This is a genomic window from Alteromonas sp. 009811495, assembly GCF_028865455.1.
Lineage (GTDB): Bacteria > Pseudomonadota > Gammaproteobacteria > Enterobacterales > Alteromonadaceae > Alteromonas.
Map to the genome: position 1 here is coordinate 683043 of NZ_CP113972.1, position 13403 is coordinate 696445.

The following is a 13403-nucleotide window of genomic DNA, read 5'->3' on the forward strand; positions in this document are numbered from 1 at the left end:
GATGTCTTCAAAACATTTAGAACTTGCCCAAGTGGGTATTGACTTTCCAACGCCTAAAGGCCCTTTTACCGCACTAACCGATGTTAATCTAAAAATAGCCAAAGGTGAATTTGTGTCATTAATTGGCCATTCTGGATGCGGTAAATCGACGGTTCTTAATATTGTCGCAGGCCTTCATCAGGCTACCACAGGAGGCGTTATCTTAGATGGTGCAGAGGTTCGTACTCCTGGCCCTGAAAGAGCAGTTGTCTTTCAGAATCATTCTTTGCTTCCTTGGTTGAGTGTTTATAAAAATGTCGAGCTAGCAGTGAAGTCAACCATGCGCGGTAAATCGAAAAGTGAGATGAGGGATTGGATCATGCACAACCTTGAACTTGTGCACATGACCCATGCATTAGACAAGCTGCCCAGTGAAATTTCAGGCGGTATGAAACAGCGTGTAGGTATCGCCCGTGCCCTAGCCATGGAGCCAAAAGTATTATTGATGGATGAACCCTTTGGGGCACTTGATGCGCTTACTCGTGCTCATCTTCAAGACTCTTTAATGGAAATACATGCTGATTTGGGTAACACCGTTATCATGATTACTCATGACGTCGATGAGGCAGTCTTGCTCTCAGATAGAATTGTGATGATGAACAATGGGCCTGCTGCAACCATTGGCGAAATACTCGATATAGCGTTACCGCGACCAAGAGACCGCTTAGCCCTTGCTGACAATAAGCAATACAACCACTACCGCCATGAAGTGCTCACCTTTCTTTACGACAAACAGAAGAAAGTGGAAACCGTGGCTTCACACGGCAAAAAAAATTCTAAACAACTATCTAAAGAGGTGTCATCTGAAAAAAAAGACGCGAATGAATCAGATGCTGCCTAACGCGGTCGGTTTCTGAACTTAGCGACCACGTGTCGCAACCATTTTTCAAGCAGTTTTCCTTTGCCATTTTTATTCGGTAGGGCGCTGCTATGCTTAAAAAAACAATATTGAAAGGGAACACACATGAACACGCTACACAAAATGAGTTTGAAGCTACTCTCTACGTCAATGCTCATGGCTTTCGCTTCACACGCTGCGGCGAACGATATCCATGATGCTTTGAGTAACTCAACCGCATACGCAGACTTTAATTTGCGCTACGAATCTGTTGATCAAGACAACGCACTTAAAGATGCGAGCTCCCTAACCCTTAGAACATGGCTAGGATTTTCAACCGGAAGTGTTAATGGGTTCTCCTTTACGGCTGAGGTTGAGGATAGTCGTATTGTAATGGGACAGGATGAATTTACGGTTGGGCCAACAGGGTTCAACGTAGGCGAGTATTCTGTCATCGCCGACCCTGAGACAACCGAACTCGATCAAGCCTATATCCAATATAAAAACGACAACTTTACCGCTCGCGTTGGACGCCAAGTCATCACACTTGATGATCATCGTTTTGTGGGTCATGTGGCGTGGCGTCAAGACAAACAGACGTTCGACGCTGTCAGTGCGAAATACGCAGTAAATAAAGAGCTAGAGTTATTCTATAGCTATTTGTACAAACGCAATCGCATTTTTGCTGAAGCAGCAGATTTAGATTCAAAAGATCATATCCTGCATGCGACTTACAAATCGAAAGTGGGTAAATTTGTCGCCTATGCCTACTTACTTGAGGTAGATAACGATACGAGCAATGCGCTAGATACCTACGGCGTAAGTTATGACGGAAAAATGCAAGGCGACAGCATTAATTGGGCTTATGGCGCAGAGTTTGCGACACAGTCAAGTGAGTCAGGAAGCGCAGAAAGCGCAGTGGATTTCGATGCCTCTTACTTCAACGCATATTTAGGCGCAACAATGTCAGGTATAACCGCGAAAATAGATTATGAAGTATTGGGTTCTGACGATGGTCTTTATGGTTTTGCTACGCCATTGGCTACCTTACATAAGTTTAACGGCTTTGCGGACCTATTTTTAGCAACGCCAACCCAAGGGCTGCAAGACTTAAAGTTATCCTTGTCTGGCAAAGCTGCTGGTGGAAAATGGTTGTTGGCCTATCATGATTACTCTGCTGATGAGAGCACAGCTGAGGTTGATGATTTAGGTAGCGAAATTAATGCACAATACACGACGACATTTGCAGATAAATATCGATTTGGTATTAAGTACGCGGCCTATGATGCCGGTGACATTAAAGTAGATACCAACCGCTTTTGGATGTGGGTTGGCACGCGCTTTTAGTTATGGCACTTTTTGAAACGTACGAAGCCAAATACGAAGGCGCTGATGTTGTCAGCGCCCTTATTCTATGTGGTGGGAAATCACAGCGCATGGGGCAAAACAAAGCGCAACTGGCCCTTGGGCAGCGCACCTTTCTCACTACAGCAAAAGATACCGTTAGACGCGCTGGAATAACAAATGTAGTAAGTGTTGGTCAAAAAGGCTGTGATGTAGTTGATGACATTGCTTTTTGTGGGCCAGGTGCAGCACTTATAAGTGCGCTATATCAATTGAATTCAAAAAAAGCTGCAGATAGCGACATTGAGGTTACGGCTAGCAAAAACAACCTTGCATTAACTGAGATTGTTTTAGTGTTGCCCGTTGATATGCCACTATTAACGCCGTCTTCCATTCACTTTTTATTAGATAAGGCGCGTGAAACAAAGCAAAGCGTTTACTTTGAAAACGAGTGCTTTCCTTTGGTCATTTACAATGTGTATTGCCACCAACATAAACTGAGAGCGCTGAAAAATAGCGTTGCATCGCCTTCAATGCGCGCGGTTATTAATGCCGTTGGTGCAGTCGGAATACCCACACCAACAGCAATTAAACCAACATTGTTAAATGTAAATACGCCACACGAATATGCATTAATCTCGTAACCAGCCGCGAGCGACTGCGATATCGAGTTGCGCCATCACGTAATCCCAAAGTGCAGGTGCGCAGCTTTTAAGGTGTGCATTGCGTTTTTCTATCTTACTTCTCGCAATGTTGTGCTTATTCCAACTGCCGCCTTCATTTTTCATATTCTGAAAAACGGGGAGAACGCGGTCCATGGCTTTGGCAAATTCAGCGTCCGGCGTTGTAGCCTCTTCAAACTCTAACCACAAGGCCAACATTTCGTCGTTGAAAGGCGTTGGCAATAGGCCAAAAATTCGTTTGGCTGCGGCCACTTCTTTTTCGGCTTGAGCATCGTGATCTTGCTGTTCGTTAAAAGCGAACATGTCGCCGGCATCAATTTCGACAATATCATGGATCAAAATCATGCGGATTACGCGAGTCACATCAATTGGCTTGTTAGCATATTGACTCAACATATTTGCCATGAGTGCAACGTGCCAGCTGTGTTCGGCAGAGTTTTCTTTACGTTCTCCGTCAACGGGCAGGGTTATCATGCGCTTTACTGCTTTTAACTTATCAAGTTCACAAATAAAGTCGGCAAATTCACTTACTTGAACCATAGGTTCGAATTCCTTGTTGAATAATAAAAATGGGCGCTAATGCGCCCATTTTGTAAGGTATGTTTGTGCTTATTTTTGTTCAGATAGCCAAACAATGAGGTCTGCAATATCGTCAAATGTCATATCAGCAGTAAAGGTAGGCTGGTACTTTCCATTAATAATGAAGTTAGGTACACCCGTTAAGTGCTCGCGATAAGCATCAATCTGTTGCTGGTTTTTACGCAGCATGCTGTTAACGCCAAAGCTCTTCGCCATTTTATCGAACTCTTCGCCATCTACGCCATTAACAACGAAGATGTTACGAAGGTCACGTAGACCAGTAATAGAAGCACGTTGCTTGTGAATATAGTTGAAGATAGCACCGTTCATTGCATCTTCTTGTTTCATCGCACGGGCAATCAGCATAGCCTTGGTTGCAGCATCTTGTACGTCAGGGCCAGTAAAGCGCATAAAATTCACGTGTACTTTATTGAATTTAGTGCCTTCAGCTTTCTTTTCTTTAATCTGAGCAACAATAGGCTCAAACTGGAAGCAGTGCGGACACCAGAAAGAGAAATACTCAGTAATTACTGGTTTATCAGTCGCTTCTTTGTCTAGTACAGTGTAGTGCGTACCTTCTTTCCACTTAGATGATGAGCCTTCGGCACATGCTGTAAGTGGCATAAGCATTGCCATGATAAACATGACTGCAAACTTTTTCATGGAAACAATCCCTATAATATTTAACTAATTATCGCTGACGAGATTATCACAGGCGCGTACGCTTAACTAGAGCGTGTTTAATACCTGTGTCTTATTTCACGACAAGTGCACCAAAAAACACGTTATGTGCTCTATGCCCCTTTGTGCGAAATGCGACAGAACGAAAATAAAAAAGGGGCCGAAAGCCCCTGTTAATGCGTGATGCTACATTTGATAGTGAACAGATAGCAGCGCACGCCTTTCTTGGCCCGCGAAACCTACAATATCTTCGTAATCAGTATCAAATAGGTTGTTTACTTTCAGCGTAAGTTGCCATTGATCTGTGACTTGGTATCCAAGATTTACACTGGCCAACGTATACGCTGATAGCGCGATGGTTTGCGCTGAAGCAGGAAACGGAGGGAAGAAGGTGTCGTAGCGCGTGCCTGTGTACGCCAGCTTGCCATACAAAGTAAATCGCTCAGTACCCAAATCAGAGGTGTAAACCAACGCCCCTTGATGTCGCGCACGTCTAAGTTCAGTAGATGTGACACCCTCATTAGTTTGTTCGGCATCCAGGTAGCTATACGATGCACTAAGGTTACCGAAATCGCTGTTCCAATCTACTTCAACGTCAACGCCATCTCTATGACTCTTGCCATCCACATTATCAGCGCTAAAAGCACCTAAATCGGCAACAAATACAAAACCATTTATTTCATTATCGAGTTCTGCTGAAAATAAACTCACCTGACCTGACATACGGTGCCAGTTGGCTTTTAGCCCCACTTCGTATTCTTCACTGGTCTCAGGTTCGAGGTTTTCGTTACCAATAAAGCTCGCTGGGAAATAGCCAAAACGCTCAGTAAATGTTGGCGTTTTTACCGCCTTTCCGTAGCTTGTGAAAAGCGCATAACGTTCGTCCACCTGCCAGGTAAGTCCTGCTCGGTAACTGTTTGCGTCATCAAATTCACTGTTGTCGTCCAGTCGTGCACTTAAGGTGGCGAACAGGCTCGGTGTTAACGCTCCGTTGGCTTCTGCAAATACGCTGTGCGTATTGTCATGTTGCTTTTGGTTAGGATCGCCAAAGTTTATCGGGCCTCGCTGTGAAAATAAGCGCTGTAAATACTCAATGCCTCCGGCAAACTGCCAATTATCAAGCGAGTAAAAGTTGGTCCAATTCAGTTCAATACGCTCGCCTGTAGTGCCTCCGGCATCAATTCCAGCGGTAGTATTGTCATTTTCATCTTGGCGATAGTTAGCGCTTAGTCGCGAGTGGTAAGCCGATGAGGTAGGTGTATAGTCCCAGCGAAATTGTGTGCTTACCTGATAACCGTCGGTCACATTGTCTGAGTCGGTGGGTAAACCCGTAGAAACAAAATCAGTGCCGTCGTACTCATTTTCATAGTCAACGGTGCGCAAGCGGGCAATAAAGCCATGTTCGGCGCTGACTTGATAATTTAGGTTTAATCCAGCGGTTAAATTGTCATAACCGTCATCTTCATTGCCAGTTCGTGCAATATTGTCACCGTCGGTGGTGATATAGTTGGCATACGCTGCAATATTCAGTTTATCTATCTGAGAGGTGGCATTAACGCTGCCTTGGTAGGTGCCTTGAGTACCTACGCCAGCGGTCAGGTTTAAAGATGAATAGTCTTGTGTCGATTGGCCAGCTTTGGTGGTAATGCTAAGTACACCGCCTATGGCGCCACTGCCCCAACGCGCGCTTTGAGGGCCGCGAAGAAGTTCAATGCGAACAACGTTGGCACTGGTAAGGTGGGCTAAATCAATCAAACTGCCCTGGCCTATGTCATTGGCCACCACGCCATCGATAAGTACCAGCAGGTGATTTGTTTCGCTACCACGTACCCGCACTTCAGTTAACCCACCTGGGCTGCCCGATTGTGACAAACTAACGCCAGGTAAGCCGCGGATAAGCTCCGTTAACTGCACGGCACCAGAAGCTTCTATGTCGGATTGTGTAAGCACAGACACTGAGCCAGGGAATTGAGTTACCTGAACAGGAAGCCTTGACCCTGTAACGGTCAGTGTTTCTATATTACTGTTGGTTTCTTGAGATAATGCAGACGTGCTTACGCACGAAAGTACCGCAGCGGTAACTGCAGCATAAGTAAAGTGTATACGCATGGTTCTTATGTATTTTCTTTAATGCGCTCCGCCCGAGCACATGTTGATGTGGAAGTAAGCTTGCTGTGCTTGCAAATACGACTGCGAGCTTACCGTGAAGCACAGGCCGGTATCCGGGCTTACTCACCAATGCGTGTAGCGCACATATTGGCTCTTTTACCTTCCCATCTTGAAAAAGGTCGCTTTTTTTGCACTTGATACTTAAGCACATGGCGACAACAAAGACAGTGGTGTATGAAAAGAAAATGTCTAATGTGACATTGAGTTTACCGTTGCGGGGGCAGCATCAGGTTTACACTGATTTCCCGTTTAACGCCAATAACCGCAGAACTTAATTGTTATTGGCGCACCTACGCGTCACGCAGTATATAGAAAAGGTGTGTGGTTTAAAACCCGAGCTTTAGCGGTGGCTCTTGCAAGGCCGCAAGTTGCTCTTTAAGCGCTAGAATTTGTCCTTCCCAATACTTGTCTTCAGCGAACCAAGGAAACGCACGCGGAAATGCGGGGTCTTCCCATCTACGTGATAACCACGCCATATAATGGACCATACGCATAGCGCGAAGCGGCTCAATCAAAGTTAACTGACTCGTATCAAAAGGGTGAAACTCTTCATAAGCTTCTACCAGCGTATCTAATTGCAGTAATTGTTGCTGGCGGTCGCCACTAAGCATCATCCACAAATCTTGAATAGCGGGGCCCATCCTGCAGTCATCTAAATCGACAAATGTTGGGCCGTCACGCCATAAAATATTGCCTGGATGACAGTCGCCGTGTAGGCGTATAGATGATGAAGGACGATACGCTTTTTTAGTCGCTTCAATAACGGGGTTTAGAATAGCAAAAAACGCGGTCTTTAAATGCGCTGGCAATAGCGTGCTTTGCTCTAATACTCTCTTTGGTTCGTCAAGGTAGCTTTCAACATCGATAGTAGGGCGATGGGCAAAGGGGGTAGCTTGTGCTACGCGGTGAATGCGTCCTATGAATCGTCCCATCCACTCTAGTTGATCAAGATTATCATTTTCAAACTGTCTTCCACCCACAGAAGGAAAGAGTGTAAACCGGTAGTCCGTGCCGTCAACAATGTGATGATGCAGTGTCTCACCGTTCAGTGTAAGCGGAGCAGCGAGTGGAATTTCGTTTTCCAGCAGCGCTTGCGCAAACGCGTGTTCCTCTAAAATTTGGGCATCTGTCCAACGCGCGGGTCGATAGAACTTGGCAACATAGCGTTGTCCATCTTCAGCTAGGAATTGATACACCCTGTTTTCATAGCTGTTCAGCGCCAGCAGTCCACTTTGTAAAAAAATGCCCTGTGACTCCAGGGCATCTAAGATGGTGTCGGGGCTAAGCCCCGAAAATGAAAAATCTGTCATCGATAAAGAAATTTGGTTGGTTCATCAACAGTAACCGTTTCTCCATCAATGGTGGTGGTTACGCTAATAAATATATCGGTAACGGTATCTTCCAGATTATAGGCGTCGGTTGCAACTGAAATCGGCGTGCTATAAACCGCGCCGCCTTCCACAGTTACTTCTTGCTCGCCAATGTACTGGTAATCAGGCAAACCTTTAATGGTTACTGTATAGGTATGCGGTTGTTGAGTTTTGTTTAACACTTTAATGGTGTAAACATTCTCAATTAATCCTTCATTGGTCTCGCGGTACAGCGAATTTCTATCGCGAATAATGTCCACTTCGGTGGGGCTACGTGTCCAGATATTGGCAAACAGCAATCCCATCATAATGACGAGGACCACAAAATAACCAATAAGCTTAGGCCGTATTATATGCGTTTTGCCTCCAGACAGTTCTTCTTCTGAGGTAAAACTTATAAGGCCTTTGGGGTAACCCATTTTGTCCATCACGCCGTTACATGCATCAACGCATGCACCGCAGTTGATGCACTCATATTGAAGGCCATTTCGAATATCAATGCCGGTGGGGCACACCTGCACGCACAGGTTACAATCAATGCAGTCACCGAGGCCTTTTTCTTTTACTTGCTCATGAGAAAGCTTGCGAGGGCGAGGGCCGCGTTGTTCACCGCGATTGGGGTTATACGATACGGTAAACGTATCTTTGTCGAACATGGCAGACTGAAAACGCGCGTACGGACATATATGCGTACACATTATCTCGCGCATATAACCTGCGTTACCGTAGGTACATACCGCAAAAAAGATGACTGAAAACGCTGCCCAAAAACTGGTATCGAAAGTAAAAAAGTCCACAAACAAACTGGCAATAGGCGTGAAGTAGCCTACGAACGTTAGCGCTGTAAGTAAGGCAACTAAAACCCACGCAGTATGCTTAGCTGTTTTACGCAAAAATTTATCGGCATCCATGGGTCTGGCGTCTAGTGCAATACGCTTGTTTCTTGGGCCTTCGCACTTTTCTTCAAACCAGGTATAGATGTAAACCCATGTGGTTTGCGGGCACATAAAACCGCACCATACTCGCCCTGCAAAGGTGGTTACAAAGAACAAAGCAAATGCCGAAACAATAAAAATATAGGCAAGCAGGGTTAGGTCTTGCGGCCACAGTGTCAAAGAAAATATGGTAAAACGCTGCTCGCCAATATCGAGTAATACGGCTTGCTGGCCATTGTATGAAATCCATGGAATGACGGCGAAGAGTGCTAAAAAGAAAAGGCCGAAAAAGCGTCTAAAAGACTCTAGGGGACCTTGTACTGCGCGAACATAAATGCGGCTGCGAGAGTCGTAACGCTTGCCCTCGGTAGCACCTTTGGGTTTATGTACCTTTACCGGTGTTACATTTTTTACCGGTATTTGTTCATTCATAATAAAACCTTAGCTGACATTGCCAAACTGCCTTAGCAGTATAACAGTTTGCGCTACATGATATTTAATGTAGATCAATGATGGTGGGCATCATCCATACTTTCAAAGTTTCAGTCAATACTGAAACTTCAGAATTCATTTGGGTGCGATTAATGAACAGCTTAAGTGACTATAAACCTAATTTCATATACTTGCGTATGATTCAGTGTATTTACAGTCATATAGAGGCAGCTTTATTATCAATATGCGACATTATCGTGACAAGGAGCGTTATTAATAGGTAATAACGCATATAAAGAGTAGTAAATACTTGCCTGTTTCCTGTACAGTTATTCGTGGTCTATACTCAGTGATAGTCGCTTCTGTGGGGGAAACATGCACTGAATAGTCTTAAATGTCTGTCATAATTAGCTGAGAAGTCATGTTACGCTTTTTTATCATCGCTGCTGAAATTATTGTTTTAGTTATTGTGCTGCGCTCGCCGTTTGCTCAGTATCTATTTGAAGATATACAAAACTCCATTTCTAATTGGCTGGCGGAGATGGCAACTATGCCAGAGCGAGAAAAGTTGGAAACATTGCGCATTCAAATAAATAGTCAGCTAAGTCCGTTAAAGCCTTACCAGCAAAGTTATGTGTTAGAGATAACACAAGACGCCACTACGGTGCACCGCTTCCACCGAACCTATTGTGAGAAAGATGACATTAACCCAAATTTCACGGGAACTAAACGCGCACACCTTTGCCTAATCATTAAACAGTCACCGTTCATTCAAGACGCTCGCGTTAACTAGAGTTCATACAAGACGCTCTAGTACACGCGCATAATTTTTGGAGTATCAACCAAATTGTTGTGCACTGCGTACGAATGTTGAGTGCCTGCAAAGAGGAGCATTAGCGTGAATAAAACAAGTGTGTTAGTAGGGTTAAGTTGCGTAGCATTGTTAGGCTATGGTGTTACGGCTGAGCCTTCCCATGCAGCAGAAGTAAAAATTACTTGGGAAGAGCCTGAATCATATTCTGATGTAAGGCCGTCAAACGAATCGCGTAAGCGCTTTAGAGAGCGAACGCTGAACGAGCTTGAAGCGCATATTGTAGAGCTAGCAGCAGACTTGCCTGAATCTCAAGTTCTGTCGATCACTGTAACCAACGTCGATTTGGCAGGAGAAGTATGGCCAAGTCAATTTGTTGGGTTTGGTAATGCAGGCGCAAATGATATTCGAGTCATCCGTCGTATTGATATTCCGAAAATGACATTTAGTTATACACTCACTGACGCAGCGGGTGAGGTAGTGGCAAGCGAAGATGAAGTGAAAATAAAAGACATGGATTTTATGGAATCAAACATACGACGCCATCGTAACGAATCTTTGTCTTACGAAAAAACCATGTTAGATGAATGGTTTTCAGATACTTTTGTTAAACAGCAGGTTGCCGCCAATAATTAACGTATAGGTACAGCAGGGCTGCAAGTGAGCAGGAATATTTGCAACCAACGATATAATGGTAAATAGCAACAAAAAGGTCGCCCTAGAGCGACCTTTTTAGTGCGTACAATACCGCTAATTACAGATAATCAAACTCACTACCCGCTACTGCAAGTGTGCTGTCTGGGCCCGCCAAATAAGCAGCTTTGTGTGCATCACGACGAGGTAAAATTCGCTCAATATAGAAATCGCGCGTTTTTTGTTTTGATGCAGCAAGTACCGCATTGTCACCGCGTTGTGCAGTATCTGCCATGCTGTACCACAGTACGCCAATCAATGAATAGGCGCTGTAGGCAAGGTAATCACATGCCGCAGATGCTGCTGTGGTTGCATCCATACCCAAACAATCTGCAGATGAAGCGCGCCAGTCATCCAAGATACCCTGCGCCAATGCCTTGCTTTCAGCGTCTTGAATGTCAGCAACAAGGGCATTAAATGCACTGTAAGTCGCCTCCATCATTTGACCACCATCGCGAGTAAGTTTTCTGCCGATTAGGTCAAGCGCCTGAATACCATTGGTACCTTCGTAAAGCATGGCAATGCGAACGTCGCGCATCAACTGCTCCATGCCCCACTCGCGAATAAACCCATGGCCACCGAAAACCTGCACACCAATACTGGTTGTTTCAAGACCCATATCGGTCATAAACGCTTTGCAGATAGGGGTTAAAAACTGCAGAATTTTATCCGCATTTTCTTTATCTTCACTTTCGCCAAGTTTTTCAACATCCATAAACTTTGCGTATAGCAGTGAAAGCGCACGACAACCTTCAATCAACGATTTTTGCGTAAGCAGCATTCGTGCGACATCAGGTTGAAATACGATAGGATCAGCTTTGCCTTCAGGGTTTTGAATGCCTTGTGGTGCGCGTGACTGAACACGTTCGCGAGCATAGGTCAAAGCGCCCTGATAAGAAGCTTCGGCGGCACCAAGCCCCTGCATTCCCACTTGGAAACGCGCATCGTTCATCATTGTAAACATGCACGCTAAGCCTTGATTTTCTTCACCAACTAGCCAGCCAGTTGCGCCGTCAAAGTTCATAACGCATGTCGGGCTCGCCTTAATACCCATTTTGTGTTCAATACTGCCAACAGAAAGGTTGTTCGCTTCACCAGGGGCATTGTTCGCGTCGGGTAAGAACTTAGGCACTAAGAAAAGACTGATACCCTTCACACCTTTTGGTGCATCCGGCAAGCGCGCTAGTACAAGGTGGATAACGTTTTCGCTCCAGTCTTGATCACCGGCTGTAATGAAGATTTTATTCCCCGTTATCTTGTAGCTACCATCGCCCTGTGGCTCGGCTTTCGTAGAGAGCAGGCTTAAATCTGTACCGGCATGTGGCTCGGTAAGGTTCATGGTACCTGTCCATTCACCGCTAATAAGCTTGGCTAAATAAATGTCTTTTAGTGTTTTACTTGCGTGTTTGGTAACGGCAAGCGTTGCGCTTTCGGTCAGCATAGTGGTTAATCGCCAGCTTAGGTTAGCGGCGTTTAACATTTCATGCACTGGCACTGCCATGGTATACGGTAGGTCTTGACCATCGTATTCTGCTGTACCCAGCATAGCGTTCCAGCCGTTCGCAACATATTCTTGATATGCTTCTGCGAAGCCTTTAGGTGTGGTCACCTTGCCATCTTCTAGCTTACAGCCTTCTTCATCACCCTCGCGATTAAGTGGGGCAACAACATCAAGGGCGAACTTTGCACCCTGCGCAATAATTTCATTGGCCAAGTCACTGTCGAAATCGCTAATACCTAGCTTTTCGTAGTGCGCATCAAGTCCAAGCCAGTCTTTCAATAAAAACTGAAAGTCAGCAGTTGGGGCATGGTACAGAGGCATGGATGACTCCTTTTTCAAACAAGTGTTTTAATTTTTGCCTATTATAGTCACAAAAAGCATAGTCAGAGTAGTCTGTTTATGGAAAGTTAATGAAAATACTCTTTCATCAAAAGCACAGGTGGTGAGGTTATCTATTGTGTATTCGCCCTCCCAGATAGAATGTAAGCAGTAGACTAAGCACTTGCTTTTTTAGCGCGTGTTGGCATGCTTTAGCGAAATTAATCTAAATTAATAGCGAAAAACTATGGTAAATGAACAACCGGTTTGCATCGTCACGGGTGGCAGTTTGGGCATTGGGCTTGCGGTATGTGAAGTGTTTGCAGAGCAAGGTTTTCACGTGGTGAATCTTGATATACGCGATTTCGAGAGTACGCCGTGTAATGCACGTTGGAAACAGTGCGATGTAAGTAAGGTTGGTGAAGTACAAAGTGCAGTGAGTGAAGTTATCGCTGCGTTGGGCAGAATTGATGCTGTGGTGTGTAACGCGGGAAAACACGTGTCAGCAACAATAGAAGAGACAGATGAAGCATTGCTAGACAGTGTGTTTAGCCTCAATGTGAAGGGCGCGTACGCTACAATTCAAAGTGCGCTGCCGATCATGAAGCAACAACAAGGCGGGGCTATTGTGGTAATGGGCTCTGACCAATCATTTGTTGGAAAGCGAAACTCCTTCGCCTATGGCCTTACTAAAGCGGCGCTGGCGTCAATGGCCAAAACGACAGCATTAGATTATGCGCCTTATAATATTAGAGTAAATGCAGTGTGCCCGGGCACCATAGAAACGCCGTTGTTTCACAACGCTATTGATAAGTACGTGGCCCGCAGTGGCGCTGATAAAGGTGAAGTCGTTGCAGAAGAGGCTGCTGCACAGCCTATTGGACGGCTGGGGCAACCCCGTGACGTGGCAGAGCTTGCTTATTTTTTATGTAGTGACAAAGCTTCATTTATTACAGGTAGTCTTCATGCTGTCGATGGCGGCTATACCGCGCAATAGTCAATCCACGCAA

General features: G+C 45.1%; 12 protein-coding genes and 1 riboswitch. Of the genes, 6 read left to right on the plus strand and 6 right to left on the minus strand.

The genetic code is table 11. From position 1 onward, the window contains the following. Position 1: 1 nt before the first annotated feature. From OZ660_RS03100 to mobA, 3 genes are all read left to right on the plus strand, one after another. The gene (locus OZ660_RS03100; protein WP_159624070.1) at positions 2-880 is read left to right on the plus strand and encodes an ABC transporter ATP-binding protein; all 879 of its coding nucleotides are present in this window, start codon (positions 2-4) and stop codon (positions 878-880) included. Positions 881-1021: 141 nt separating this feature from the next. Then, entirely contained in the window at positions 1022-2224 is a 1203-nt protein-coding gene (locus OZ660_RS03105; RefSeq protein ID WP_442859690.1) for an alginate export family protein, read from the plus strand. 2 nt (positions 2225-2226) lie between these two features. Continuing rightward, the gene (gene mobA / locus OZ660_RS03110) at positions 2227-2865 is read left to right on the plus strand and encodes a molybdenum cofactor guanylyltransferase (RefSeq protein WP_274742530.1); all 639 of its coding nucleotides are present in this window, start codon (positions 2227-2229) and stop codon (positions 2863-2865) included. On the opposite strand, the gene OZ660_RS03115 is transcribed toward mobA, so the two are convergent. The 5 genes from OZ660_RS03115 to ccoG all read right to left on the minus strand — a co-directional run bounded on the left by OZ660_RS03115 (position 2854) and on the right by ccoG (position 9070). Beyond that, on the minus strand, positions 2854-3444 hold the full coding sequence (locus OZ660_RS03115; RefSeq protein WP_274742531.1) for an HD domain-containing protein: 591 nt from the start codon (positions 3442-3444) through the stop codon (positions 2854-2856). The genes mobA and OZ660_RS03115 overlap by 12 nt on opposite strands. A gap of 69 nt (positions 3445-3513) precedes the next feature. Beyond that, a complete protein-coding gene (locus tag OZ660_RS03120; protein ID WP_159624062.1) occupies positions 3514-4146 on the minus strand; it encodes a thiol:disulfide interchange protein DsbA/DsbL in 633 nt (210 codons plus the stop codon). 204 nt (positions 4147-4350) lie between these two features. Further along, positions 4351-6273 carry a TonB-dependent receptor plug domain-containing protein gene (locus tag OZ660_RS03125; protein ID WP_274742532.1) on the minus strand — a complete coding sequence of 641 codons (1923 nt, stop codon included), beginning with the start codon at positions 6271-6273 and terminating at the stop codon, positions 4351-4353. 87 nt (positions 6274-6360) lie between these two features. Further along, a riboswitch (cobalamin riboswitch) is annotated at positions 6361-6642 on the minus strand. A gap of 17 nt (positions 6643-6659) precedes the next feature. After that, a complete protein-coding gene (locus OZ660_RS03130) occupies positions 6660-7643 on the minus strand; it encodes a serine/threonine protein kinase (RefSeq protein ID WP_274742533.1) in 984 nt (327 codons plus the stop codon). Next, on the minus strand, positions 7640-9070 hold the full coding sequence (gene ccoG / locus OZ660_RS03135; RefSeq protein WP_202263513.1) for a cytochrome c oxidase accessory protein CcoG: 1431 nt from the start codon (positions 9068-9070) through the stop codon (positions 7640-7642). The genes OZ660_RS03130 and ccoG overlap by 4 nt, the downstream gene beginning before the upstream one ends. Positions 9071-9491: 421 nt before the next feature. Between ccoG and OZ660_RS03140 the strand changes: the two genes are divergently transcribed. Both OZ660_RS03140 and OZ660_RS03145 read left to right on the plus strand, forming a co-directional pair. Beyond that, positions 9492-9863, plus strand: coding sequence for a hypothetical protein (locus OZ660_RS03140; RefSeq protein ID WP_159624055.1), 372 nt, complete (start codon positions 9492-9494; stop codon positions 9861-9863). A gap of 120 nt (positions 9864-9983) precedes the next feature. Beyond that, a complete protein-coding gene (locus tag OZ660_RS03145) occupies positions 9984-10517 on the plus strand; it encodes a DUF3016 domain-containing protein (RefSeq protein ID WP_274743427.1) in 534 nt (177 codons plus the stop codon). A gap of 118 nt (positions 10518-10635) precedes the next feature. On the opposite strand, the gene OZ660_RS03150 is transcribed toward OZ660_RS03145, so the two are convergent. After that, the gene (locus OZ660_RS03150; RefSeq protein WP_274742534.1) at positions 10636-12396 is read right to left on the minus strand and encodes an acyl-CoA dehydrogenase family protein; all 1761 of its coding nucleotides are present in this window, start codon (positions 12394-12396) and stop codon (positions 10636-10638) included. A 244-nt stretch (positions 12397-12640) separates the two neighbouring features. On the opposite strand from OZ660_RS03150, the gene OZ660_RS03155 reads away from it, so the two are divergent. Then, positions 12641-13390, plus strand: a complete 750-nt coding sequence (locus tag OZ660_RS03155; RefSeq protein WP_159624049.1) for an SDR family NAD(P)-dependent oxidoreductase — start codon at positions 12641-12643, stop codon at positions 13388-13390. Positions 13391-13403: the final 13 nt, after the last annotated feature.

Bases quoted from the DNA above. Each gene is read 5' to 3' on its own strand.
- mobA (WP_274742530.1), top strand. From the start codon at position 2,227: ATGGCACTTTTTGAAACGTACGAAGCCAAATACGAAGGCGCTGATGTT.
- OZ660_RS03150 (WP_274742534.1), bottom strand. From the start codon at position 12,396: ATGCCTCTGTACCATGCCCCAACTGCTGACTTTCAGTTTTTATTGAAA.
- OZ660_RS03155 (WP_159624049.1), top strand. From the start codon at position 12,641: ATGGTAAATGAACAACCGGTTTGCATCGTCACGGGTGGCAGTTTGGGC.
- OZ660_RS03120 (WP_159624062.1), bottom strand. From the start codon at position 4,146: ATGAAAAAGTTTGCAGTCATGTTTATCATGGCAATGCTTATGCCACTT.
- OZ660_RS03130 (WP_274742533.1), bottom strand. From the start codon at position 7,643: ATGACAGATTTTTCATTTTCGGGGCTTAGCCCCGACACCATCTTAGAT.
- ccoG (WP_202263513.1), bottom strand. From the start codon at position 9,070: ATGAATGAACAAATACCGGTAAAAAATGTAACACCGGTAAAGGTACAT.
- OZ660_RS03140 (WP_159624055.1), top strand. From the start codon at position 9,492: ATGTTACGCTTTTTTATCATCGCTGCTGAAATTATTGTTTTAGTTATT.
- OZ660_RS03100 (WP_159624070.1), top strand. From the start codon at position 2: ATGTCTTCAAAACATTTAGAACTTGCCCAAGTGGGTATTGACTTTCCA.
- OZ660_RS03105 (WP_442859690.1), top strand. From the start codon at position 1,022: ATGAGTTTGAAGCTACTCTCTACGTCAATGCTCATGGCTTTCGCTTCA.
- OZ660_RS03125 (WP_274742532.1), bottom strand. From the start codon at position 6,273: ATGCGTATACACTTTACTTATGCTGCAGTTACCGCTGCGGTACTTTCG.
- OZ660_RS03115 (WP_274742531.1), bottom strand. From the start codon at position 3,444: ATGGTTCAAGTAAGTGAATTTGCCGACTTTATTTGTGAACTTGATAAG.